The organism is Micromonospora craniellae (assembly GCF_014764405.1).
Lineage (GTDB): Bacteria > Actinomycetota > Actinomycetes > Mycobacteriales > Micromonosporaceae > Micromonospora > Micromonospora craniellae.
Window position 1 is genome coordinate 4,887,538 of record NZ_CP061725.1, and the last position, 23,429, is coordinate 4,910,966.

The window sequence follows — 23,429 nt, forward strand, 5'->3', positions numbered from 1 at the left end:
CGGGTCGGTGGACGGGCGTCCGCCGGCCCGGTCCCGGGCCGGTGTCATCGGCTCACATCGGCGGTCGACGCCAGGTGATGTGCGGGTCGCGGGGCGGGCGTCGGCTGGGCAAGGTGGCCATCGGGGTGCGTACCGCCAGCGGGGCGTGCGGATCGTGCCGTTGCATCGGCAACGTCGGGCGGTGTCGGGCGGCGAGCGCCGCACCGGCCCGGTGGACCACGCCCCGCGCCTCCTCCCGCAGCGCGACCAGATCCGCGCCCGGCTCGGCGACCAGGGTCAGCAGGGCGTCCTGCCCGGCGGGATAGGTGACCACGCAGCCGGCCGCGGTGTGCACCACGGACTCGTGGAACTCTCCCCGCCGGACGGTGGTGGCCATCCGGTGTCCGAGGCCGAAGCTGGCGGCGGCCAGGGCCGCGAGGTGGGTGGCGTCGGTCGTGGGCAGGTCGCTGGAGATCAGCAGGCCGTCCATGCCGGCGAGGACCACGCCGGCGATCTCGGGGCGGCGGCGACGCAGCCCACGCAACTCGGTGCCCATCATCGTTTCCGCGTTCACGAGCGTGTCTCTCCCCCCGGTTGTGTCTCCGCCTCAACAGGTGACGTTCCGCAGTGGCGACGCTACCGGTTGGCGTCACGTTAGGCGATCCCGTAACCGTCGGCGATCGGTCGGCAACTCTCGACTGATCGGGGGATGTGACCACGACGGGGCACGTCGTGACTCAGCCGTACCGGCCGAGCGGGCGTAACCTGGGCTCGCCCGTGGACCGTCGCGAAGGGTGGCCGGATGGAATCGCATACCGTACTGCTGGGAAGTCCTGCCGACGGCCGGCCGGCGGTGTCGGCATGACCAGCGTCTGGACCCAACTGACCGTGGACGCCCGCGACCCCGGCCGGCTGGCCCGCTGGTGGGCCGAGGCGCTCGGCTACCAGGTGGTGCGCGAGCTGCCCCACGAGGTCGAGATCCGGCAGTCCGCCGACCGACTGCCCGGCATCCTCTTCGTGCCCGGCGGGGTCAAGGAGGGCAAGAACCGGCTGCGCCTCGACCTGCGTCCGGCCGACCGGGAGGCCGAGGTGGAGCGGTTGGTCGACATGGGAGCGCGGCACGTGGACGTCGGCCAGGACGGCGACGACTGGACGGTGCTCGCGGACCCTGAGGGCAACGAGTTCTGCGTACTGCGGCAGGCGGACGATTGAACGCTGACGGCGCCGAGGCGCGTTGGGTGGCCGAGCCGGCCAAGGACACCGGCCACGGCCGGTCGCCGTACGAGCGGGACCGGGCGCGGGTCCTGCACTCGGCGGCGTTCCGCCGGCTCGCCACCAAGACCCAGGTGCACACGGCCGGCACGGACGACTTCCTGCGTACCCGGCTGACCCATTCGCTGGAGGTGGCGCAGATCGCCCGCGAGATGGGCGCGCGGCTGGGCTGCGACCCGGACGTGGTGGACACCGCCGGGCTCGCCCACGACCTGGGGCACCCGCCGTTCGGGCACAACGGCGAGGCGGCGCTGGACGCCGTCGCCGCCGACTGCGGGGGCTTCGAGGGCAACGCGCAGACGTTGCGCGTGCTCACCCGCCTGGAGGCCAAGGTGTACGCCGCCGACGGCACCTCCGCCGGGCTGAACCTGACCCGTGCCGCGCTGGACGCGGTCGGCAAGTACCCGTGGACCCGCCGACCGGGCCGCCGCAAGTTCGGGGTGTACGCCGACGACCTGCCGGTCTTCGACTGGCTGCGGGAGGGAAGCCCGGCCGGCGAGCGTCGCTGCCTGGAGGCGCAGGTGATGGACTGGGCCGACGACGTGGCGTACTCGGTGCACGACGTCGAGGACGGCATCCACGGCGGGTACCTGACGTTGGCGCCGTTGCGGGCCGACGCCGACGAGCGGGCCGCGCTCTGCGCCGACGTGGCCGCCGTCTACTCGGCCGAGTCGCCAGATTACCTGGGGCAGGCGCTGGTGGACCTGCTCGCCGACCCGGTGCTCGCCCCGCTGGCCGGGTACGACGGCAGCCACCGGGCGCAGGCCGCGCTCAAGGTCACCACCAGCGTGCTGACCGGCCGTTTCGTGGCGACCGCGGTGGCGGCCACCACCGACCGGTACGGGCCCGGCCCGCACCGCCGGTACGAGGCCGACCTCGTCGTACCCCGGCCGTTGTGGGCCCGGTGTGCGCTGCTCAAGGGCATCGCGCTGCGGTACGTGATGCGCCGACCCGGCGCGTCGGCACGGTACCAGCGGCAACGGGAGATCCTGACCGACCTGGTGGCCGTGCTGGCGCGGCGGGCGCCGGAGGCGCTCGACCCGGTGTTCGCGCCGTCGTGGCGGGCCGCGCCGGACGACGCCGCCCGGCTGCGGGTGGTGGTCGACCAGGTGGCCTCGCTGACCGATCCGGCCGCGCTCGCCTGGCACGCCCGCCTGCGCGACGGCTGACCGGCCGGGGTGTGATGTAAGGAAGGGTCCCCTGCTAACGCCTGGTGTATAGGAAGGGACCCCTCCTAACATCAGACCCCGCCGCGTGCCGTCGGCGGCGGCGATCGGGCACCGGGGTGGACGACCACCCGGCGAGTTAGGTTAGCCTAACCAGATGACGGAGCGCCCGATCAAGGTCACCACCGCCCGCGTGCTGCGCACCGGGCGGCCCACCGCGCACGTGATCCGGCTGGTGCTGGGTGGGGAGGAACTGGCCGGCCTGCCGCTCGGCGAGTTCACCGACACCTACATCAAGATCGTGTTCCCGGTCGACGGTGTCGACTACCCACGTCCGCTGGACCTCGCCGTGATCCGGCGCGAGCTGCCCCGGGAGCACTACCCCCGGCTGCGGGCCTACACGGTCCGGAACTGGGACGCGGTGGCCGGGGAGATGACCGTGGACGTGGTGCACCACGGCGACGAGGGGCTCGGCGGGCCATGGGCCGCCGCGCTGCGCCCCGGCGACGAGGTGCTGTTCGTCGGCCCCGGCGGGGCGTACGCGCCGAGCCCGGAGGCGGACTGGCACCTGATGGCCGGCGACGAGAGCGCGCTGCCGGCGATCGCCGCGTCGCTGGTCCGGCTGCCGGCCGGCGCACCGGCGTACGTCTTCGTCGAGGTCGACGGGCCGCTCGACGAGCAGCCGCTGCCCAGCCCCGGCGCGGTGGCGGTGACCTGGCTGCACCGGGGGGCCCGTCCGGTGGGCGAGGCGCTCGTCGACGCCGTACGCGGGCTCGACTTCCCGCCCGGTGCCGTGCAGGCGTTCGTGCACGGCGAGGCGGGTTTCGTCCGTCAGTTGCGCCGCCTGCTGCGGGTGGAGCGGGGTGTGCCGCGCGACGCGCTCTCCATCTCCGGCTACTGGCGGCGGGGCATGGACGACGAGGGCTGGCGGGCCAACAAGCCCGACTGGAACCGTCAGGTCGATCTCGACGAGCAGTCCCTGGTCGGTTGATCAAGGGCCTGAGCCCGTATCCCTCGGCCAGGACCCGCCTCGCCTCCACCGCCCTGTGTCACCGGTCGCTCTAACGTCATGATCCAACAGGGTTCGAGGCGCCCGAGCCCTCCATGAGCGTCCCCGTCCTGTCGGCGGCCACCATCGGTGTGCCGCCGATTTCCTGGTCCCGTCAGGGTGATTCGTGCTGATTGCGGCACGCGCCGGTGCAGGGCCGGGAGGATTGGCTCGGGGCGACCATGAGCGAAGAGGCACCGCAGCGGCCCGACCGGACGGCCGGTGAGGTCGACCGGATAGTTCTCGGGCTGGGCGTCGGCGGAGTGCTGACCGTTCGTGGTGGTGATGCTCGGGCTGGCCGCCGCGCTGGTCAGGGAGATGTCCGACGATCCGCTGCTCGCGCCGCCGACCCGCAACCGCCGGTACGGCCTGGCCGCCGCCGTCCGCACCGCCCGCTCGTACGACGACGAGGATCCGCCGCCCGTCCGGCACTACCTGCGCCGCCGCCCCCGCTGAATCTGGTGTTAGGAAGGGACCCTTGCTATACCGCAGGCGTTAGTAGGGGGCCCTTCCTTACAGCGTCGGTGGGGCAGGGCAGGATGTAGCCCGAGGAGGTGGCGACATGGCGGGGCGGATCCGGGACGAGGACATCGCGCTGGTCCGCGAGCGCTCGTCCATCGCCGAGGTCATCTCCGACACGGTGACGCTCAGGTCGGCCGGCGGCGGCAACCTCAAGGGGCTCTGCCCGTTCCACGACGAGAAGTCTCCCTCGTTCAACGTCTCACCCGCCCGTAACGTCTGGTATTGCTTCGGCTGCGGCGCGGGCGGCGACGCGATCAAGTTCCTGATGGACGCCGAGCACCTCAGTTTCGTCGAGTCGGTGGAGCGGCTCGCCGAACGGGCCGGCGTGCAACTGCGCTATATCGAGGACGACCGGTCCACCCCGCGCAGCCGCCCGCAGCAGGGCCAGCGGCAGCGGCTCGTCGCCGCGCACGCCGCCGCCGTGGAGTTCTACACCGCGCAGCTCACCACCGCCGGTGCGCGTACCGCCCGGGAGTTCCTGGCCGAGCGGGGGTTCGACCGCGCCGCCGCCGAGCGGTACGGTTGCGGCTTCGCCCCGGAGGGCTGGGACCCGCTCACCAAGCACCTGCGCCAGCGCGGGTTCACCCACGACGAGCTGGTCACCGCCGGGCTGTCCCGACCGGCCCGCTCGGGCAGCCTGATCGACCGGTTCCGGCGCCGGCTGCTCTGGCCGATCCGCGACCTCACCGGCGACGTGATCGGTTTCGGCGCCCGCAAGCTGTTCGACGACGACGACGGCCCGAAGTACCTGAACACCCCCGAGACGCCGATCTACAAGAAGTCGCACGTGCTCTACGGCATCGACCAGGCCAAGCGGGAGATCGCCAAGCAGGGCCGGGTGGTGGTGGTCGAGGGGTACACCGACGTGATGGCCTGCCACCTCGCCGACGTGCCGACCGCCGTGGCGACCTGCGGCACCGCGTTCGGCGCCGACCACATCGGCGTACTGCGCCGGCTGCTGCTGGACACCGACGCGGTGGCCGGCGAGATCATTTTCACCTTCGACGGGGACGCCGCCGGGCAGAAGGCCGCGCTGCGGGCCTTCGAGGACGACCAGCGGTTCGTCGGGCGTACCTTCATCGCGGTCAGCCCCGACAACATGGACCCGTGCGAGCTGCGCCTGGCAAAGGGCGACCTGGCCGTACGCGACCTGGTGGCCCGCCGCGAGCCGCTGGTCGACTTCGCGCTACGGCACATGCTCAACCGCTTCGACCTGGACACCGTGGACGGTCGGGTGGAGGCGATGCGCCGCGCCGCGCCGCTGGTGGCCAAGCTCAAGGACCAGGAAAAGCGTCCCGAGTACGTCCGCAAGCTCGCCGGTGACCTCGGCATGGAGATCGAGCCGGTGCAGCGGGCGGTGCTGGCCGCCGTCTCGGGGCGCCCGGCGGAGACGTCGACGCGTTCCGCCCGCGCCGAACCGGCGGTGGACAGCCCGCAGTCGATGGTCGAGCGAGAGGCCCTCAAGCTCGCCCTCCAGGAACCGGCGCTGGCCGGGCCCATGTTCGACGCCGTCGAGGCGAGCGACTACCGGCACCCGGTGCACGTGGTGGTCCGCGAGGCGCTGGCAGCGGCTGGCGGTGCCGCGTCGGCGGCCGGTGGCGCGGTGTGGATCGAGTCGGTCCGGGACGCCTGCACCGACCTGGCGGCCCAGGCCCTCGTCGGTGAGCTGGCCGTGGAGCCGCTGCGGATCGACGGCGAGCCCGACCCGAGGTATGTCTCGGTCACCATGGCCCGCCTCCAGTGGGGCTCGGTCACCGCCCGCATCCGAGAACTCAAGTCGCGGATCCAGCGGATAAACCCGGTGAACAACAAGGACGAGTACTTCGCCACCTTCGGCGAGTTGTTGTCGCTGGAGCAACACGCCCGCGCGCTGCGCGAGCAGGCGGCAGGAGGGCTGTAGAGATGGGGCTGTTCCGCCGCCGACGCAAGCTGCCGCCGACCGACCGGCCGCCGCTGGAACGCGACGAGCGGGTGCTGGCCTGGTCCGCCGCCGGCAACGGCGAGGGGGATGGCGTGGTGGTGGCCACCAACCGGGGGCTCTGGCTGCCCGGACGCGGCCACCGGATCGGCTGGCACGACATCGTCAAGGCGGTCTGGTCGGGCCGGGAGCTGACCGTCACCCCCGGTGAGCAGGTCTCCGAACGGGACGGCTACGTGGTGGTCGCCGACTGCCCCGCCGAGCGCTACCTGTTGCTCGACCCCGGTGAGCTGCCGCACCAGATACGTACCCGGGTCACCAAGTCCGTGGCGTACACCCAGCACCACGCCCTGCCCGGCGGCGCAGGTCGGATCGTCGGCCGCCGGGTGTCCGGCATCGACGGCCTGACCTGGATGGTCCGCTACGACCCCGGCACCCCCACCGACGCCCCGGACGTACTCGCCGAGACCGACCACCTCGTCGCCGCCGCCCGCGCCGCCACCACCCCCACCGACCTCTAACTCGGAAGTAGACCCATTTCCTCCCGACTAGGCCGTGTGTCATAAGTGCCCGTGGCCCTGCTGTGAGGTGATCGGCTGGGTGTGTCGGTGATCGATATGCGGTGAGGTCTCCGGTAGATGGGTTATCGACCAAGACAACCATCTGCACGGAGACCTCGTGGCCAGCGTAGCGGTGACGAGGCGGCACGACCTGACCGACGCGCAGTGGGCGGTGCTGGAGCCGTTGCTGCCCGGGCGGAAGAAGCCGGGTCGGCCGCCGAAGTGGAGCAAGCGGCAGCTCATTGACGGGATCAGGTGGCGGGTCCGTACGGGTGCGCCGTGGCGGGACGTGCCGGACTGCTATGGGCACTGGCGCACGGTGTACGGGCTGTACCGGCGCTGGCAGCGGGCGGGGGTGTGGGCGGGGATCCTGGCCGGGTTGCAGGGTAGGGCCGACGCGCTCGGGTTGATCTCCTGGGACGTGAGTGTGGACTCCACGATCGTGCGGGCGCATCAGCACGCCGCCGGCGCCCGCCGGGGCAGTCACACGCAGGTCGAGCCGCCGGGCGGCAGCAGCGCCGCCGAGCCGGCGGATCACGCGCTGGGCCGGTCCCGGGGCGGTCTGACGACCAAGCTGCACCTGGCCTGCGAGCAGGGCCGCATGGTGCTGGCGTTCGTCATCACCGGTGGGCAGCGCGGCGACAGCCCGCAGTTCACCACTGTGCTGGACCGCATCCGGGTGCCTCGTCTCGGTGTCGGCCGGCCCCGGTGTCGGCCGCAGCGGGTCCTGGCGGACAAGGCGTACAGCAGCAAGGCCAACCGCGGCTACCTGCGGCGCCGTGGTATCGGCTGTGTCATCCCGGTCAAGGCCGACCAGGCCGCGAACCGCCGTAAGAAGGGCTCGGCGGGTGGCCGGCCACCCGCCTTCGACCCCAGCGCATACCGGCAGCGTCACGCCGTGGAGTGCGGCATCAGCCTGCTCAAACAGCACCGTGCCGTGGCCACCCGCTACGACAAACTCGCAGTGCGCTACGAAGCCACCGCCACCATCAGCATGATCGACAACTGGCTCCGGCGCCTCGAACGGCACTTATGACACACGACCTAGGGCCGCTTCGCGTAGCGGAGCGACAAGGACTAACCCCGCCCCGCTGCCTGTCCTCGCCGTCCGTCGGGGCGGCCACTCGCGTCGATCATGGACTTGTGGCGAGGAGAAAAGAGGGCAAAGCGCAATCTTTCGGGTGCCACAACTCCTTGATCGGCAGGGGCCGGGTGGTGCGAGGGCAGTGTGCGATCGGGTGGCATGGGGTCGGCAGGGCGGTGTGGGGTGGGTCAGCGGGGGCGGGCCCAGGTGAGGAAGCGGGCGGCCAGGGCTTCCGGTGGGGAACTGCCATCCAGGTCACCGGCGGCGTCGTACATCATCGAGCCGAGGTAGACGAGCAGGCCGGTACGGTTCTCCCGGTACTCGCCGAGCAAGGCCAGCCGGGCCGGCGAGCACGGCCAACAGGCACCGCAGACCCGGCACCGCCAGGACGGTCGGGCCGCGACGTGGGGGCGGTAACGGGGCATCAACGCTCCCTGCTCCTGTAGGGCGACGACATCCACCGTCCGGCATTGGCCCGCCACCGTCCGGCGAGGGTGAGCCACCCCAGAGGTCCCGGCCCGTTGAGCGGAAGTATCTCCGTCGGGGCGCTCGCCCAGGCAGGCCGCACGGCGGGAGCATGCCCGGCCGTTGGCAGCGCGAGGGCGGTCGGCAGAGGGCTGGTGTGCGCTCCGTGCCGGGGGAGTGGGACGGGGATTGTCGGGGGCGGGCATCGCCAGAACCGGAATCGCATGAGGGCCTCCGTCGAGGTGAATGGGGCGCCGGCCGAGTCGGGTACGCTGACGCCCCGGCCTGGTTCCGCCCGCCGTCCGATCCCGTGAGCGGTCCCGCTGCGTGACAGCCTGGTGAGGACGCGACTACGGTGGGAGGCTTGGCGCGGTGACGACGAGCGAGTCCCGAGCCGTCCCCAGGCGGTACGACGATGTACGGAGGGTGTCCGTGGACCGCTCGTCCATGCTGGAGCATTTCGCGGAGGAGTTACGGCTGGTCCGAGCCACCGCCGACATGTCGCAGACCGCGCTGGCCGAGGCACTCAGCTACTCGGCGGCGCTGGTGGCGAAGGTGGAGACCTGCGAGCGGAAGCCGAGCCTGGACTTCGCCCGCCGCTGCGACGCCGTGTTCGGCGCCGACGGACGCTTCGAGCGCATCCAACGCCGACTCAGCCGGGAGTCCGTGGTGCCGTGGTTCCGCGACTGGGCAGGCATCGAGGCAGAGGCCACCGCGCTGCGCTCGTTCGAGCCGCTGTGTGTGCCGGGGCTGCTGCAAACTGAGGCATACGCCCGTGCGTTGCTGTCGGGTGGCGGATTGTTCGCTGACGACGAGGTCGAGCAGCAGGTGACCACCCGGTTGGATCGCCAGGCGGCGCTGACCCGTGACCGGCCGCCCCTTTTCACTGTGGTCATCGATGAGTATGTCCTGCGCCGCCGGATCGGCGGGCAGGAGGTGATGCGGGAGCAACTGCGACACCTGGGGAAGACGGGCTCAGTCATGCCCCGGGTTCGGATTCAGGTCGTGCCGCTGGCAGCCGGAGCATATGCAGGGCTTGGCGGCCCCTTCGTGATCGCCACCTCGGCCAATGGAGACGATGTCGTCTACCTGGAGGGCCAACGCCACGGGCAGGTGGTGGACCGTCCCGACTACGTTCAACAGATGGTCGAGGTTTGGGAGTCGATCCGGGGTGAGGCACTATCGCAGCAGCAGTCCCTCGATCTGATAGCGGAGTTGGCAGAGACATGGAGCTGACCGGCGCCCGATGGCGCAAGACCACCCGCAGTGGTCCCGATGGAGGCAATTGCGTGGAGGTGGCCGACAACCTGTCGGGTGTGGTGGCCGTACGTGATTCCAAGGATCCAGCTGGGCCGGTGTTGGTCTTCGGTCCCGGCTCCTGGCGTGCGTTCGTCAGCCAGCACACCCAACGCCCATAGCGGACGCCGGAGAGGCCCGAACGGACCTTGGTGCGAAAGCACCCCTCCGAGGGCACTTCCGCACCATGATCTATCCCGTCCGACGTCGAGGCAGCGCGGCGGCGGCGGTCAGCCGCCCTGGTAGTAGCGGGCGGCGCCGGGGTGCAGGGGGATCGGGTCGGTGGAGGCGGCGCTCTGGCGGTCGAAGTTGCGCGCCTCGGGATGTGCCAGGGCCAGGTCGGTCTGGTACGTGAAGAGGAGTCGGGTCAGGTCGTACGCCAGTTGTTCGGGCATGTCGACGTTCACCAGGATCACGTTGGCCACCGTGACGGTGGGGGTGCCCCTCGGCGTGTCGTAGGCGTCCTTGGGCAGCTCGGCAGTGGTGTAGACCGAGCCGTGCTCGGCGTTCAGCGACTCGACCAGGTCGGCGATCGGCAGCAGGGCGAACCGGCCCGGTGCGCTGCTCAGCAGGTCGGCGATGCCGGGGGTGGGTAGGCCGCCGGAGAAGAACATCGCGTCCAGGCTTCCGCCGCGCATCCGGGTCACCGTCTCCGGCAGGGACAGCCGGGCCCGGCGTACGTCCCGGTCGGGGTCCAGACCGGCGGCGGTGAGCAGCCGGGCGGCGATGACGTCGGTGCCGGACTTGGGTGAGCCGGTGGAGACCCGCTTGCCACGCAGCGCCGCAAGGTTGGTGATCTGGGCGTCCGCTCGGACGATCACGTGGGTGTAGTTGCTGTAGACGCGGGCCAGGGCCCGGACCGGTTGGGGCTGGCCGGCGAAGGCGCCACGGCCGGCGCTGGCGTCGGCGGCGGTGTCGGCCAGGCTGAAGGCGATCTCCATGTCGCCCTCGACGAGGCGGGTGATGTTCTCGCCGGAGGCCCCGGTCGGTTCTGCGCGGGCCTCGTAGCCGGGCAGATGCCGGCTGATGACGTCGGCGTACCCGCCGCCGAGCTGGTAGTAGACGCCGGTGGTGTTGCCGGTGGCCAGGAAGATGCGCCCGTCGTGCCACGGGCGGGGCTCCGGAGTGGCCTCGGCACCGCAGCCGGTGACGAGCGCGACCGCCAGCACCGCCGCCACCAGACGCCGACCCCGCCCGGTCACGCCGGTACCCGGCCCGGTCACGCCGGCACCCCGCCGTGTTCCGCCCAGGTCCGGGTCGCCGGTTCGAGTGCCTCGGCGACCCGCTGGACCAGGGTGGCCGTCTCGTAGCCGATCTGGCCCAGGTCGCAGCCGGCGGAGGCGAGCACCCCGATCAGGGCGCGGTCGCCGACCGCCATCACCAGCAGCACCCCGCCGTCCATGTCGACGATCTGCTGGCGTACCCGGCCGGCGGACATCAACCGCGCCGCGCCGACGGTCAGGCTGGCCAGACCGCTGATCACGGCGGCGAGCTGATCCGCCTGGTCGGTGGAGAGGTGGGGTGAGGCGGCCAGTCGCAACCCGTCGCCGGAGACGGCGAGGGCGTGCGACACGTCCGGAACCTGCTCGGCGAAGTTCGCCAGGAGCCAGTCCAGGCCGGCGCTGACGTTGGGCATCATTCTGGTCTCCCGGTGTGTCTGGTCTGCTGGTTGCGTCGCATTGCCTGGGCCACCCCGGCCGACAGGGCGGTGAGTCGGGCTCGGACCACCTCGGGGTCGAGCAGGTCGGTGCCGGCCGGTGGGGGTGGCGTGCCGTGCAGTTCGGACTGCAACCCGACGCCACGGGTACGCCGGGGCAGCCCGTTCGCGGTCGCCGCGCCGGCTGTCGACCAGGTGGGGCGACCGTCCGAGGGGGCGTGCGCCGACCAGTCCGGCGGCGGTTGTCCCGTCCCGGTGCCGAGCCAGCTCGGCGGTGCCTGGCCGGGCCCGCCGCCTGCTCCGACGCCCGTCCCGGCACCTGCCCCAGCGCCCGTCCCGGCACCCGACCAGCCGGACGAGCCGTTGGCGGCGGCGCGGACCACCGGCAGGGTCATCGTCGGGGCTCGGTGGACGTTGAACTGCTCCGGCGCGGTGCCCACGTCCACCCGGGGCCGCGGTACGCCGACCCCGCCGGGCTCACCGTCGTGCGACCGGAACCAGGCGGTGCCGGCGGGCGTGGCCCGGGGTGCGGCGGACGGCCGCCCCTTGACCTCCTCGACCCGGGTGAGGATCGCCTCGGGCACCTCGACCTGGGCGAGCGTGCCGGCACCGGCGCTGTGCAGCCGCACCTGGACGCCGTGTCGGGCGGCCAGGTGGGCCACCACGTGCAGGCCCATGCTGCCGGCCGCCGCGCTGGACAACACGGCCGGAGCGCGCAGCCGCTCGTTGATCTCGGCCAGCCGGCCTTCGCCGATGCCGATGCCCTGGTCGTGTACGCGCAACGTCAGCCCGTCGACCGTGCGCCGACCGTCCACGTGCACCTGTGCGTGCGGCGGGGAGTAGGCGGTGGCGTTCTCCAGCAGCTCGGCGAGGAGGTGGACGAGGTTGCCCACCGCCGAGCCGTGCACCGCGGCGGCCGGTACGTCGATCTCGACCCGGGCGTACTCCTCGATCTCCGAGGCGGCGCCCCGGACCACGTCGGCCAGCAGGTGCGGGCCCTCGTGCGAGCGGCCCGGTTCGCCACCGGCGAGGACCAGCAGATTCTCCCCGTTACGCCGCATCCGGGCGGCCAGGTGGTCGAGCGCGAACAGCCGGGCCAGCGCGTCGGGATCGGTCTCCTCCCGCTCGAACTCGTCGAGCAGGCGCAGCTGTCGGGTGATCAGGGTACGGATCCGCCGGGCCAGCGCCTCGACCATCCGGGTCACATCCATGCGCAACTCGGCCTGCTCGCCGGCGAGCCGCAGGGCGGCCCGGTTCACCGTGTCGAACGCCTCCGCCACCTGGGCGATCTCGTCACGTCCACGACTGATACCGGCGGTGATCTGGGAGGCCGGACCGGCGCCGGAACCGCTGTCGCCGGCCGAGATAGCGGTGATCCGATCGGGCAGTTCCCGATGCGCCATGGTCAACGCCGCCACCCGCAGCCGCCGCAGCCGGCGGCTGGTGCGTACCGCAAGCATCGCGGCGGCGATCAGCGAGGCCAGCGCGAGCGCGCCGGTGGCGCCGCCGGTGACCAGGGCCCGCTGGCGGGCGTCGGCGGCCAGCGCGGCGGCCCGGCGGTCGAGTTCGTCGGAGAGTTCGCGGCCGAGCAGGTTGAACCGGCGGATGGTGCCGCTCTGCGCCACGAACCAGGCGTCGCCGTCGGTGCCGAGCGCGGCCGGCTCGCGGTCCGCGTTCAGCGCGCTGTCGCGCATCCGCCGGGCGGTCGAGACGTCACCGCCGGCCAGCAACCGGGTGTACGCGGCGGTGGCGTCCGCCCCGGCGATGCGGGAGAACTCGGCCTGCCGCTGTTCCGCCGCGCCCCGCAGCCGGCCCAGCCGGACCAGTTCGCCCTCGGCCAGCTCGCCCCGCACGAACACGGTCCGCAGCAGGTCACGTTCCAGCGAGGCCAGGTGCTCCTGGGCGGCGACCGCGGCCACCTCCCGGGCCCGGTTGGCCAGCTCCGGGTCGCGTACCTGGGCGGGGAGCGCGTCGGCCACGGTGAGCAGCGACTCGACCAGCGCCACGTAGGTCGGGTCGGCGGTCGCGGAGCCCAGCGCGGCCACCCGCGCCTCGTCGAGCTGAACGAGCTGTTCGTCCACGCCGTCCAGCGAGCGGCCCAGGTCGGGAGCGGCCCGTCGGGCGTCCTCGCTGGCCGACCGGTACCGTGCCACGGCCTCGTCGACGCGCTGCCGCTGGGCGTCGACCAGTTGCCGGCCGGAGGTCCCGCCGCGCTGGCGCAGGGCGGCCGTTTCGCCGAGTTCCCGTTCCACCTCGTGCACCAGCGACACGGTGGCGGTGGCGGTGCCGGCCAGTACCCGGGCGCGTTCGGCGTCGGTGCTGGCGGACAGGGCGTTCCCGGTCTGGATCGCGCCCAGGGCGAGCAGTCCGGCGGTGGCGACGAGGATCGGCGCGAGGAGTTGTGTCCGCACCGACCACAGTCGACCGGTGTGATCGGACGGACGGTTGTGCCGGCGTACGCGCGCCAGTGAGGGCAGCGGCACGGGGGTCTCCCGAGGTAGTGGTGGCCGGGCCGGGCCCCCCACGGGAGGCACTGGCCCGGCCGGGTCGGTCAGCTCGCGCCGAGGTCCTGCAACGCCTTGTCCGCACCCCTGTGCAGACCGACCGGGTCGGTCTTGCGGGCGGTGTCCAGGGCGATGCCCTTGGCAGCGGGGTTGGCCTGGGCCAGCGCGTCCTTCTTCTCGAACACCGTCCGGGTGATCGCACAGGCCACGTTGGCGTCCAGGTCCTTGCGGACGAGCAGCACGTTGGGGACCACGATGGTCGGGGTGTCCGCCACAGTGGAGTACACGTCCTTGCCGATCGTGCCGGCCTGGTACGCGGGGTTCAGCTCGCTCATCTTAGGCAACAACGGCGTGATGTCGATGAACTTGACCTTGTCCCCGGCAGTGGTGAAGAGATCCGTCACACCGCCGGTGGGTACGCCGCCGGACCAGAAGAAGCCGTCGAGACTGCCGTCCTTGACGCCCTCGACCGTCTTGGTCAGGTCCAGACGCTGGGCCTGGATGTCGGCGGCCGGATCGAGTCCGGCAGCCTCCAGCAGGCGGTTCGCGATGACCTCGGTGCCGGACTTGGGGGAGCCGGTCGATATCTTCTTGCCCTTCATGTCGGCCACGGAGTTGATTCCCGCGTCGGCCCGGACGACCACCTGGGTGTAGTTGTCGTAGATCCGGGCCAGCGCCTCGACCGGCTGCGGAGTGGTGAAGGTGCCCTTGCCCTGCACCGCGTTGACGGCGGTGTCGAAGAGCGAGAACGCCACGTCGTACTGGCCGCCGACGAGCTGTTCGATGTTCTGCACCGACGCGCCGGTCTCGGCCGCCGTGCCGGTCAGCCGGCCGGCGGTGCTGTTCGAGAGCTGCCCGGCCAGGGCGTTGCCGACCACGTAGTAGACGCCGGTGGCGTTGCCGGTGGCGATGCCCACCCGGGTGTTCTCGGCCACCTCGCAGGTGACGGCGTTCGCGGTGTCGTCCGTGGCGGCGGCGCCCTGACGGCCGCCGCAACCTGCGGTACCGGCCGCGACGAGGGCGAGTGCTCCCACTCCCGCCACGAGCCGCACGTTGATCCGTCCCACTCTTGCTCCTTCCTCGGTCATGCCGGTGATCCGGCTCGCGTCCCGCCGGAGGAGCCGACGGATCCGCGTCGTACGAAAACGCCCACCGCCATGACGCCGGCCAGTACGGCACCGATGGCGACGGGTACGGGTTCCAGCCAGAGCAGAGTCAGCCCGGCGACCGCGCCGATCACGCGTTCCGGTACGCCCGCCGGGCCGACACCGGGCAGCCAGCCGCCCGCCGCGACGGCCAGCACCGCGACGCTGAGTGCGGTGACCGTGCCGGCGACGAGGATCCGCTGTGGACCACCCATGCCGAGCAGGCCGAGCCCGGTCGGGGTGACCACGAAGGCGAGCGGGATGAGATAGGCCGGTAGCGCGTACCGCAGGGTGTGCCACATGGTCGGCACCACCCGGCCGCCGGTGACCGCGGCGGCGGCGACGGCGGCGAGCGCGGTCGGCGGCGACACCTCGGACAGCACCGCGAAGTAGAAGACGAACATCGCCGCGGCGGGGCCGCTGACCCCGAGGTCGAGCAGGGCCGGGCCGATGATCACCCAGCCGATCACGAAGGACGCGGTGACCGGGATCGCCAGGCCGAGCAGGCTCAACGCGACGGCGGCGAGCAGCGCGGTGAGCGCCAGCACCACGGCCGGGTCGGAACTGACCGCACCGGCGGTGTCGACCAGCAGCGCCGCCGCCTGCGGCCCGAGCCCGGTCTTCGTGGTGGTGGCGGTGATGATGCCGGCCGCCGCGCAGACCACGGTGACCGCGAGGACCCCGCGTGCGCCGCCGGAGAACGCGTCGAGCAGGCGGGGCGGGGTGAGCCGGGGGCGCCGGTCCAAGTAGGACAGCACGATCGCCAGCAGGGTCGCCAGCACCACCGCGCGGGTGGCCGACACACCGACGGCGAGCAGGCCGACGATCGCGAACAGCGAGGCGAAGTGGTAGCCGGAGCGGGCCAGCAGCCGCCAGGCGGAGGTGGCCGGCAGGGCCGCCGCCCGTACCCCGGAGCGGCGTGCGTCGATCTCCACCGAGAGCACGATGCCGAGGTAGTAGAGCACCGTCGGCACCATCGCCCAGCCGAGCACCTGGAGGTAGGAGACGCCCAGGTACTCGGCGATGATGAACGCCGCCGCACCGAGCGTGGGCGGGGAGAGGATCGCCCCGACACCGGCCGCCGCGAGCATGCCGCCGGCCCGCTCCGCCGGGTAGCCGGCGCGGCGCAGGATCGGCCAGGTGACCGCGCCGATGCTGACGGTGGTGGCCGCACCGGAGCCGGAGACGGTGCCGAGCAGGAAGCCGGAGGCGACCGCAGTACGGCCGGCGGCGGTACGGGAGCGACGGAACGCTGCGGCGGACAGGTCGACGAAGAATCGGCCCGCGCCGGAGCGGTCGAGCACCGCCCCGTAGATGGTGAACAGCACGATGTACGTGGCGGCCACGTCCAACGGGGTGCCGTAGAACCCGCTGTCGGAGTTGTAGAAGGCGTCCACGAGTTGGCCGAAGTCCAGCCCGGCGTGGGCCACCGCCCAGGTCTGCGGCAGCAGTCCGCCGTAGTAGCCGTAGCCGAGGAAGAGCAGGCACACCAGGGGCAGGATCCAGCCGGTGGTGCGTCGGCACGCCTCCAGCAGCAGGAGCAGCAGGACGGTGCCCATCACCACGTCGGTGCCGACGAGCAGGCCCTGCCGGTCGAGGAAGGCGTCGTAGCCGCCGCCACCGCCGGCCAGCGCGACCGGCAGCACCGGGTAGAGGCAGGCGGCCAGCGCGGCGACGGCCAGCGCCCAGTCGACCCCGCTGGGTCCGGTGCGCAGCGGCCGGGCCTTGGCCGGGGGCGTGGCGTTCCCGTCGGTGGCGGCGGGGATGGCCGCGCCACGGCGGAGCCGGGGCAGCCGCAGGTCGGCCGGGTAGGCGAGGAAGACCAGCGGGAGCACGCCGGCCAGGAAGAAGACCAGGTAGTACTTGCTGCCCTGGGCCAGGGGCCGGAACACCTGCCAGAGCGCGAGCAGCGCGATGACCAGGGTCGCGCCGGTCAGCAGGACCGCGACCGGACCGGTCAGCGTACGACCGGGCTTCTCGTCCTCGAAGCGGCCGGCCAGTTCCCGAGCGTCCACCTCCGGCGGCGCGTCGGTGCCCCCGGTGCCGGGTGCGAGTCGGTCGCTCTCGCCCGTGGCGCGATCCGGGCCGGACCGTTGCCGGGGGACGGTGACCGGGGTGCTCCGGGCGTCGGGCGCATCGGCCTCGGGGTCGGCCTCCGCCACGCGGGCACGGGCGCGATTGCCCTCGGGTCCGGAATCATCGGTGAATCGGATAGCCGACACGAGGGGGGACGATACGCGAATAGACACTTCGTTGGGAACATAGTCGACCATCAGTCTCCCTGAGTGACTTTCATTTTGTTTCAGTCGCTCCCCGCTGCGGATGTTTCAGAATCGGTTTCGCGATCGGTGCGGGACGTGCGCGTTAGTCTGCGGAGCGTTCCGTTCCGCCTCGCGCGCCGGTGCCCGGTTTCGGAGCCTTTGGTGGCAGTTCACTGTCACATGTCGACGTCGAAATGACAGCGAAACGATTACTCTCCGTATATCTCGTGACGGATCGTGGCGGTGTCCTCGGGGTGGGTCACCGCAGTGCGGAGGAGAGGTGGGGGCGCGTACCGGTACGGTGCCCGGCGCGAGTCGGCCGCCGGGTTACCCGAGCGTCCTGGCGGGGCATGTGTCGGGCGAGAACACCGAGCTGAGGGGAGGGGCGATGGCCTCCGAGAAGTCTTCCCGTCCGGACGGGCACGACGTGGTGCGGCGGCCCGCCGACGATCCGCAGAGCGGTGCGGGCCGTCCGGCGGTCGACCGGGACGCGCCCGACGGGCCGACCCGGCTGTCGCGGGCCGCATGGGTGGCGGCGGCGCGGCGCACGGTGCGGGAGTTCAGCGCCGACGGCCTGACCGACTGGGCGGCCGCGCTCACCTACTACGGGGTGCTCTCCATTTTCCCCGGCCTGCTGGTGCTGGTCTCGGTGCTCGGCCTACTCGGCCCGAGCGCCACCCAGGGCGTCCGGGACACCGTCGACCAGGCGGTGCCGGAGCAGAACATCCGCCAGATCCTCGACGCCGCCATCGACCAGGCGCAGCAGAACGGCGGCCTCGCCGGCCTCGCCGCCGTGGTCGGTCTGCTCGGCGCCTTCTGGTCGGCCTCCGGCTACGTTGCCGCCTTCATGCGCGCCTCCAACGCCATCTACGACGTGCCGGAGGGACGCCCGATCTGGAAGACGCTGCCGATCCGGGCCGGCGTCACCGCCGTGATCGGAGTGCTGCTGCTGGCCAGCGCGGTGATCGTGGTGTTCACCGGACGGTTCGCCGAGCAGGTCGGCGACGCGATCGGGGTCGGTCGTACGGCGGTGACGGTCTGGGACTACGCCAAGTGGCCAGTGCTGCTGATCCTGGTCAGCCTGATGTTCGCCATCCTCTACTGGGCGTCGCCGAACGCCCGGCAGGGCGGCTTCCGCTGGATCAGCCCGGGCGGGGTGCTGGCGGTGGTGATCTGGCTGCTGGTCTCCGGCGTCTTCGCGCTCTACGTGGCCAACTTTGGCTCGTACAACAAGACCTACGGTGCGCTCGCCGGTGTGATCATCTTCCTGGTCTGGCTCTGGCTCAGCAACGTCGCGATCCTGTTCGGCGCCGAGTTCGACGCCGAGTTGGCGCGCGGCCGGGCGATCGCGGGCGGGCTGCGCCCCGTCGACCGGGAGCCGTACGTCGACCTGCGCGACGACCGCAAGCTGCGGCAAAACGGTGACGACGACCAGCAACCCTGACTTCCGGACGGTCGTGCCGTAGGTGCGTGACGGATTCGCCGGAACTTTTGCTAGATCGCACAAAAGTTACCGGCGAATCGTTCTAAGGTCTGGACAAGCGCGGGCCGAAGCCTCCTACTGTATCGGGCGCCACACATCGGTGCCTGTCGATGTAACCCGAGCCACGTGGAGGTGAGCCGTGCACGCCGCCGACCCCCTGCACGTACGGCTGTTGCGGCTGCTCCGTGACGAGGGCGCGCTCTCGCGGGCCGAGCTCGCGGACCGCCTGCAGATGCCCCGACCCAGACTGCTCGCCGAGCTGGAACGACTGGTCGCCCTCGGCTCCGTCGCCGAAGCCGGCAAGGCCGCGTCCCGGGGCGGTCGCCGCTCCACGCTTGTCGAGCTGAGCCCGCACCTGCGGTTCGCCGCCGTCGATCTCGGCGCCAGCTCCATCGACCTGACGCAGTACGTCACCGGCCAGCGGATCGCCGGGGTCAGCGCGGTCACCGAGACGTTCGTCAAGGAGCGGCCGTTGCCGACCGGTTCGAGCGGGCTGGCGGCGCAGGCTGACGGTGCCGCCGCCACCGGCCCGGTGACCGTCGACGACGCCGCGATCTTCGTGGCCCGACTCGACGGTGGCGCGCTGGCCACCTTCCGCAACCGCGCGCCGCGTGCCTAGAGTGAAGGGCGGCGACCGGGAGGTGGCCGGTGCACCGACGGGAGGCGCAACCCGTCGGTCCCAGGCGCCACCGCGCCCACCGGTTCACCCCCTCAAGGTCGCCGCATCCGGCCGCCCTCGCCCCGGTCACGCAGGTAGGGAATTCCCACCACACGCACAGGGGAGAAGGACATGGCGCGACCGATCACGCTGTTCACCGGCCAGTGGGCCGACCTTCCGTTCGACGAGGTGTGCCGGCTCGCCGCCGAGTGGGGCTACGACGGGCTGGAGATCGCCTGCTGGGGCGACCACTTCGAGGTCGACAAGGCCCTGGCCGACGACTCGTATGTCGACCGCAAACGGGAGACGCTGGCCAAGCACAACCTCCAGGTCTTCACCATCTCCAACCACCTGGTCGGCCAGGCGGTCTGCGACCACCCGATCGACGAGCGGCACCAGGACATCCTGCCCGCCCGGATCTGGGGCGACGGCGAACCCGAGGGCGTACGCCAGCGGGCCGCCGAGGAGATCAAGGACACCGCCCGCGCGGCGGCGAAGCTCGGCGTCAACACCGTCGTCGGCTTCACCGGCTCGTCGATCTGGCACACCCTGGCGATGTTCCCGCCGGTGCCGCCAGCCATGATCGAGCGCGGCTACCAGGACTTCGCCGACCGGTGGAACCCGATCCTGGACGTCTTCGACTCCGTCGGCGTCCGCTTCGCCCACGAGGTGCACCCGAGCGAGATCGCGTACGACTACTACACCACCAAGCGCACCCTGGAGGCGATCGGGCACCGGCCGGCGTTCGGACTGAACTGGGACCCGTCGCACTTCGTCTGGCAGGAGCTCGACCCGGTCAACTTCATCTTCGACCTCGCCGACCGGAGCTACCACGTCGACTGCAAGGACGCCAAGGTACGCACCGGCGACGGTCGGCGCGGCCGGCTCGCCTCCCACCTGCCCTGGGCGGACCTGCGGCGCGGCTGGGACTTCGTCTCCACCGGGCACGGCGACGTGCCGTGGGAGGACTGCTTCCGTGCCCTGAACGCGATCGGCTACGACGGCCCGATCTCGATCGAGTGGGAGGACGCCGGCATGGACCGGCTGGTCGGTGCCCCCGAGGCGCTCCAGTTCGTCCGACGCCTCGCCTTCGACGCCCCGTCCGCAGCCTTCGACGCCGCCTTCAGCAGCAGGGACTGACCACCGTCGACCGGGGGCCGGCGGCACGCCCGCTCCCGGTCACCGTGGCCTGCGCACATAGCCCGGCCCACCCCTGGGGCCAACCGGGCCCGCGGCGACCCGTGGCGAGGATCGCCCGTCCGCCGGTCAGCCGACGGCGAAGACGTGTTCGCTGGCCAGCCGGGCCGCGCCCACCAGGCCGGCCCGGTCCGGCGTCGCCGCAGTACGCCTCCACGCAGCCGACCTCCCCGCACGCGCAGGTCGGCCCCTCCTCGGCCAGCACGTTCAACTCGCCGTCGGTGATCGCCACGCTGACCCGATCGGCCCCCACGAGGACGCCGACGAACCGCGCCCCGGCGGCGAGCCTGAGCAGCGACGAGCGCCAGTCCGCCCCGGGAGGCACGGCCGGGCCGGCCGTCGCGACCAGGCCACGGCCGACGAGGCGATCCTGCTCGGTGGTGAGGGTGGTACGCGACAGCCAGAGCAGGTCACCCAGCTCGACCCGGGACCGAGGGCCCTCGTCGCGCAGCAGCCGGACCAGTCGCGCCTGCTGCGGTGGGGGGATCGGTTGGTGGGTACATCTGTGGTCGCCGGAGCGACCACAGATGTACCCACGCTCGGCTCGGCCGGGGCGGTGGCACAGCGACAGGCCCGGCCGCCGAGGTGGTGGCCGGGCCCGTTCGCGTACGGCTCAGAGTGTGCTGCCGTTGGTGCCGGACGACTTGCTGCGCGGGGCGGCCGACGTCGAGCTGGTCGCGCTCGACGAACTGCTGCCCGCCGTCGCCGGGGTGCCCGCGTAGGTGTCGTCGGCCGGGGTCAGCCCCTGCTTGCCATTGCTGTGCAGCTTCTCGCCCAGCTTGGACTGGCCGAGCTTGTCCTTGCCCTCCTGGTAGAGGCGGTTGGCCTGGGCCTGCGCGACCCCGGCTGCCTCCTGGACCGTCGGATGGTCGAGGACCTTGCGGCCCTGGACCATCAGCTCCTCGTACTTCTCACGGCCGGCACGGGCGCCCAGGACGAACCCCGCAGCCAGCCCGCCAAGGAACATGATCTTTCCGCGCATGGCGGCTCCTTTCGTACCTGGCGCACTGTCTTCCGCACCCCGGAGACCGGGTGGCGATCGATCAGACTCGCGCCTGCGTCATGTCGTCGGCAGTTATCTACCCATCCTCCTCTCCGCTCATGCCTCCTTGTGCTGGGATGGCGATTTATCCGCTTGAGTCCGGTTGGTGGCCTGCCGGACAAGAGGGTAACCCCCTGGACCATGACCCCCCGGAATCCTGTACTCTTGTGCCGGTCGCGCGGCGCCGGAGAGATTCGCACCGAGCGGTCGCACGGTCCCCCGTAGCTCAATTGGCAGAGCAGCCGGCTGTTAACCGGCAGGTTTTTGGTTCGAGTCCAAACGGGGGAGCTCACCTTCTCATCCCAACGCCCACCGGCGATCCGGTGGGCGTTCGTCGTTCCGAGCCTGACCAGTGCCGACCCCCGGGACCGGCTGACTCGGACCTGCCCGCACGGCGGCGCCGGGCAGCGAAAACGGGGACACCGGAGCCGAAGATGATCGTCTATCATCCTCGCCATGCCCGCACCCCTCCCGCCGGTGATCTTCGACATCGCGGCGGCATATCCGCAGGTCGCGGCCGGTCGTAGCGCCCTGGCCGCCGGCGACTGGCCGGCCCTGCGCGCGCTCGTCGACGCCCAGGACGCACACGGAGGGACCATCCTGGTCGGCGAGGTCGGCGGCGCCCCCGACGCGGAGCAGGCACTGCTCGGGGTACTCGCCGAGCACCCCGAGGACCCGGTGGCCGGCGCGATGCTCGGCGCGCACCTGATCCGGGCCGGCTGGCGCATCCGTACAGCCCAGCGGGCCCAGTACGTCAGCCGGAAGCAGTTCGCCGACTTCTTCGCCCACCTGCGCCGGGCCGAGCAGATCCTGATCGAGGTCACCGCCCGCCACCCGCAGGACGCGGCGGCCTGGACCCAGCGGGTCACCAGCGGCCGGGGGCTACAGGTCGGGCAGGCCGAGGCCCGCCGCCGCTACGACCGGCTCGCCGCCCGCCACCCGCACCACCTGCTGGCACAGGCGTCGCTGCTCCAGCAGTTCTGCCCCAAGTGGAGCGGCACCTGGGAAGAGACGCACGCGTTCGCCCGCGAGTGCGCCGAGGCCGCACCACCCGGCGCCCCCAACGCGGTACTCGTCGTCGAGGCGTACCTCGAACAGGCTCTTGAGCACGACCGGGTCTCTGCCACGAGCCAGGTCCTGCGCGACCCGGCGGTGGCCGCCGGGATCCGCGCGGCGGCGGAACGCTCCGTCTGGCACCCCGACCACCGCGACGGCTGGGGTTGGGTGTGGGTACGCAGCACCTTTGCCCTCGCGTTCTGCCTGATGCAGGAGTGGCACCCGGCGGCGCCGGCGAGCCCAACCTCAGCCTCGACGAGCACCGCGCCGCGCTGAGGGCGGTCACCGTGGCCGACCTGCACGACGTCGCCCAGGAGGCGCACGCCTCGGCCCTGCTGATGGTGCCCGAGGGCACCCGCGCCGACTGGGCCGGTTTCGTCGCCGCCCCCACCGTCTCCGAGGCGATCCCCGCCGGTACCACCCACCGCTCCCGTGACGACGACGGCCAACTCCGCGTCGGTCCCGACGGCATCAGCTACCTCGGCGACGGCGGCCCGCTCACCGTCCGCTACGCCGACTGCGCCGTCATGCTCGCCTGGCCCGACGGCGCCCGCCAACTGATCGGCCACGACGCGATCGTGCTGCACGTCGAGCCGACCCTGTTCGACCTGCGCCCACCCGGACTGGCCCTGCTGGACACCGCCGTACCCGCCGACCGGCAGGTCGCCATGCCGCCCCGCGACCCCCAGCAGATCCCACAACCCGGCGCCGCACGCGAGTACCGCGAACACCTCGCCCGACCTCGGCGCGCCTGGTGGGAGACCCTGCTCATGGCGCTCAGCGGTCTGGCCACCCTCGGCATCGGCGGCTTGACGCTGCTGCTCACCATCGGCATGTTCATGGAACCCGCCGTCGGGGCGACGGCTGGCTGTGGGGTGCGGTCGCCGTGGGCTGGCTGCTCACTGTTATCCTCGCGTTGCCCATCGTGCTGTTGGCGCGGGGGCGACGCCGGTGAGAACCGTCCACCGATGCTGGCCGGTGATCGACTGGGCGGGATAAGATCCGCGCGGTGCCGGGGCGGTAGCTCAGCCGGTTAGAGCAGGGGACTCATAATCCCTCGGTCACGGGTTCGAGTCCCGTCCGCCCCACCGACCGCACCATTGTGCGAACCGGTGG

General features: G+C 72.1%; 22 protein-coding genes, 2 tRNA genes and 1 pseudogene. 16 read left to right on the top strand and 9 right to left on the bottom strand.

Annotation, left to right across the window (positions count from 1 at the left end; genetic code table 11):
• Positions 1 to 52: 52 nt before the first annotated feature.
• Positions 53 to 553 (bottom strand): roadblock/LC7 domain-containing protein, encoded by a 501-nt coding sequence (locus ID554_RS22260; RefSeq protein ID WP_117231179.1) that lies wholly within the window; start codon positions 551 to 553, stop codon positions 53 to 55.
• A 287-nt stretch (positions 554 to 840) separates the two neighbouring features.
• On the opposite strand from ID554_RS22260, the gene ID554_RS22265 reads away from it, so the two are divergent.
• The 7 genes from ID554_RS22265 (at position 841) to ID554_RS22295 (ending at position 7,501) form a co-directional block, all read left to right on the top strand.
• Positions 841 to 1,191 carry a VOC family protein gene (locus ID554_RS22265; RefSeq protein ID WP_117231180.1) on the top strand — a complete coding sequence of 117 codons (351 nt, stop codon included), beginning with the start codon at positions 841 to 843 and terminating at the stop codon, positions 1,189 to 1,191.
• A complete protein-coding gene (locus tag ID554_RS22270) occupies positions 1,188 to 2,420 on the top strand; it encodes a deoxyguanosinetriphosphate triphosphohydrolase (protein WP_117231181.1) in 1,233 nt (410 codons plus the stop codon). Before ID554_RS22265 ends, ID554_RS22270 begins: the two co-directional genes overlap by 4 nt.
• Positions 2,421 to 2,574: 154 nt before the next feature.
• Positions 2,575 to 3,408 carry a siderophore-interacting protein gene (locus ID554_RS22275; protein WP_117231182.1) on the top strand — a complete coding sequence of 278 codons (834 nt, stop codon included), beginning with the start codon at positions 2,575 to 2,577 and terminating at the stop codon, positions 3,406 to 3,408.
• Between the two features lie 333 nt (positions 3,409 to 3,741).
• On the top strand, positions 3,742 to 3,921 hold the full coding sequence (locus ID554_RS22280) for a hypothetical protein (protein WP_117231183.1): 180 nt from the start codon (positions 3,742 to 3,744) through the stop codon (positions 3,919 to 3,921).
• A 106-nt stretch (positions 3,922 to 4,027) separates the two neighbouring features.
• Entirely contained in the window at positions 4,028 to 5,887 is a 1,860-nt protein-coding gene (gene dnaG / locus ID554_RS22285; protein ID WP_117231184.1) for a DNA primase, read from the top strand.
• 2 nt (positions 5,888 to 5,889) lie between these two features.
• Positions 5,890 to 6,426 carry a hypothetical protein gene (locus ID554_RS22290; protein WP_117231185.1) on the top strand — a complete coding sequence of 179 codons (537 nt, stop codon included), beginning with the start codon at positions 5,890 to 5,892 and terminating at the stop codon, positions 6,424 to 6,426.
• Between the two features lie 157 nt (positions 6,427 to 6,583).
• Positions 6,584 to 7,501: an IS5 family transposase gene (locus ID554_RS22295; protein WP_113974896.1), complete on the top strand. Its 918-nt coding sequence runs from the start codon at positions 6,584 to 6,586 to the stop codon at positions 7,499 to 7,501.
• Positions 7,502 to 7,737: 236 nt separating this feature from the next.
• On the opposite strand, the gene ID554_RS22300 is transcribed toward ID554_RS22295, so the two are convergent.
• Positions 7,738 to 7,974, bottom strand: a complete 237-nt coding sequence (locus ID554_RS22300; RefSeq protein WP_117231035.1) for a flavin reductase — start codon at positions 7,972 to 7,974, stop codon at positions 7,738 to 7,740.
• Between the two features lie 487 nt (positions 7,975 to 8,461).
• Here ID554_RS22300 and ID554_RS22305 point away from each other — a divergent pair, with 487 nt between their 5' ends.
• Both ID554_RS22305 and ID554_RS22310 read left to right on the top strand, forming a co-directional pair.
• Positions 8,462 to 9,250: a helix-turn-helix domain-containing protein gene (locus ID554_RS22305; protein WP_117231048.1), complete on the top strand. Its 789-nt coding sequence runs from the start codon at positions 8,462 to 8,464 to the stop codon at positions 9,248 to 9,250.
• Positions 9,241 to 9,432 (top strand): DUF397 domain-containing protein, encoded by a 192-nt coding sequence (locus ID554_RS22310; RefSeq protein WP_117231036.1) that lies wholly within the window; start codon positions 9,241 to 9,243, stop codon positions 9,430 to 9,432. The genes ID554_RS22305 and ID554_RS22310 overlap by 10 nt, the downstream gene beginning before the upstream one ends.
• Positions 9,433 to 9,540: 108 nt before the next feature.
• Here ID554_RS22310 and ID554_RS22315 read toward each other — a convergent pair whose 3' ends face one another.
• From ID554_RS22315 to ID554_RS22335, 5 genes are all read right to left on the bottom strand, one after another.
• Positions 9,541 to 10,533, bottom strand: coding sequence for a TAXI family TRAP transporter solute-binding subunit (locus ID554_RS22315; protein WP_223884189.1), 993 nt, complete (start codon positions 10,531 to 10,533; stop codon positions 9,541 to 9,543).
• Complete coding sequence (locus ID554_RS22320) at positions 10,530 to 10,946, bottom strand: roadblock/LC7 domain-containing protein (RefSeq protein ID WP_199489310.1); 417 nt, start codon at positions 10,944 to 10,946, stop codon at positions 10,530 to 10,532. Before ID554_RS22320 ends, ID554_RS22315 begins: the two co-directional genes overlap by 4 nt.
• Positions 10,946 to 13,450, bottom strand: coding sequence for a sensor histidine kinase (locus ID554_RS22325; protein WP_117231038.1), 2,505 nt, complete (start codon positions 13,448 to 13,450; stop codon positions 10,946 to 10,948). Before ID554_RS22325 ends, ID554_RS22320 begins: the two co-directional genes overlap by 1 nt.
• A 68-nt stretch (positions 13,451 to 13,518) precedes the next feature.
• On the bottom strand, positions 13,519 to 14,538 hold the full coding sequence (locus ID554_RS22330) for a TAXI family TRAP transporter solute-binding subunit (RefSeq protein ID WP_117231039.1): 1,020 nt from the start codon (positions 14,536 to 14,538) through the stop codon (positions 13,519 to 13,521).
• A gap of 17 nt (positions 14,539 to 14,555) precedes the next feature.
• Positions 14,556 to 16,838, bottom strand: a complete 2,283-nt coding sequence (locus tag ID554_RS22335) for a TRAP transporter fused permease subunit (RefSeq protein WP_223884190.1) — start codon at positions 16,836 to 16,838, stop codon at positions 14,556 to 14,558.
• Positions 16,839 to 17,265: 427 nt separating this feature from the next.
• Here ID554_RS22335 and ID554_RS22340 point away from each other — a divergent pair, with 427 nt between their 5' ends.
• From ID554_RS22340 to ID554_RS22350, 3 genes and pseudogenes are all read left to right on the top strand, one after another.
• Positions 17,266 to 18,321 (top strand): YihY/virulence factor BrkB family protein, encoded by a 1,056-nt coding sequence (locus tag ID554_RS22340; protein WP_117231040.1) that lies wholly within the window; start codon positions 17,266 to 17,268, stop codon positions 18,319 to 18,321.
• A gap of 178 nt (positions 18,322 to 18,499) precedes the next feature.
• Positions 18,500 to 18,955, top strand: a pseudogene (locus ID554_RS22345) (Gfo/Idh/MocA family protein); the annotation flags it as partial.
• Positions 18,956 to 19,150: 195 nt separating this feature from the next.
• Positions 19,151 to 20,158, top strand: a complete 1,008-nt coding sequence (locus tag ID554_RS22350) for a sugar phosphate isomerase/epimerase family protein (RefSeq protein WP_117231041.1) — start codon at positions 19,151 to 19,153, stop codon at positions 20,156 to 20,158.
• On the opposite strand, the gene ID554_RS22355 is transcribed toward ID554_RS22350, so the two are convergent.
• Positions 20,142 to 20,540: a hypothetical protein gene (locus tag ID554_RS22355; RefSeq protein ID WP_117231042.1), complete on the bottom strand. Its 399-nt coding sequence runs from the start codon at positions 20,538 to 20,540 to the stop codon at positions 20,142 to 20,144. The two genes, ID554_RS22350 and ID554_RS22355, sit on opposite strands and share 17 nt — an antisense overlap.
• Positions 20,541 to 20,828: 288 nt before the next feature.
• Complete coding sequence (locus ID554_RS22360) at positions 20,829 to 21,197, bottom strand: hypothetical protein (protein WP_117231043.1); 369 nt, start codon at positions 21,195 to 21,197, stop codon at positions 20,829 to 20,831.
• Positions 21,198 to 21,472: 275 nt separating this feature from the next.
• On the opposite strand from ID554_RS22360, the gene ID554_RS22365 reads away from it, so the two are divergent.
• The 4 genes from ID554_RS22365 (at position 21,473) to ID554_RS22380 (ending at position 23,401) form a co-directional block, all read left to right on the top strand.
• A tRNA-Asn gene (locus tag ID554_RS22365) sits at positions 21,473 to 21,545 on the top strand.
• A 168-nt stretch (positions 21,546 to 21,713) separates the two neighbouring features.
• Positions 21,714 to 22,589, top strand: coding sequence for a hypothetical protein (locus ID554_RS22370; protein ID WP_117231044.1), 876 nt, complete (start codon positions 21,714 to 21,716; stop codon positions 22,587 to 22,589).
• Positions 22,529 to 23,350, top strand: coding sequence for a hypothetical protein (locus ID554_RS22375; RefSeq protein ID WP_117231045.1), 822 nt, complete (start codon positions 22,529 to 22,531; stop codon positions 23,348 to 23,350). The genes ID554_RS22370 and ID554_RS22375 overlap by 61 nt, the downstream gene beginning before the upstream one ends.
• Positions 23,328 to 23,401: transfer RNA gene (locus ID554_RS22380), tRNA-Ile, on the top strand. The genes ID554_RS22375 and ID554_RS22380 overlap by 23 nt, the downstream gene beginning before the upstream one ends.
• The last annotated feature ends 28 nt before the right edge of the window (positions 23,402 to 23,429 follow it).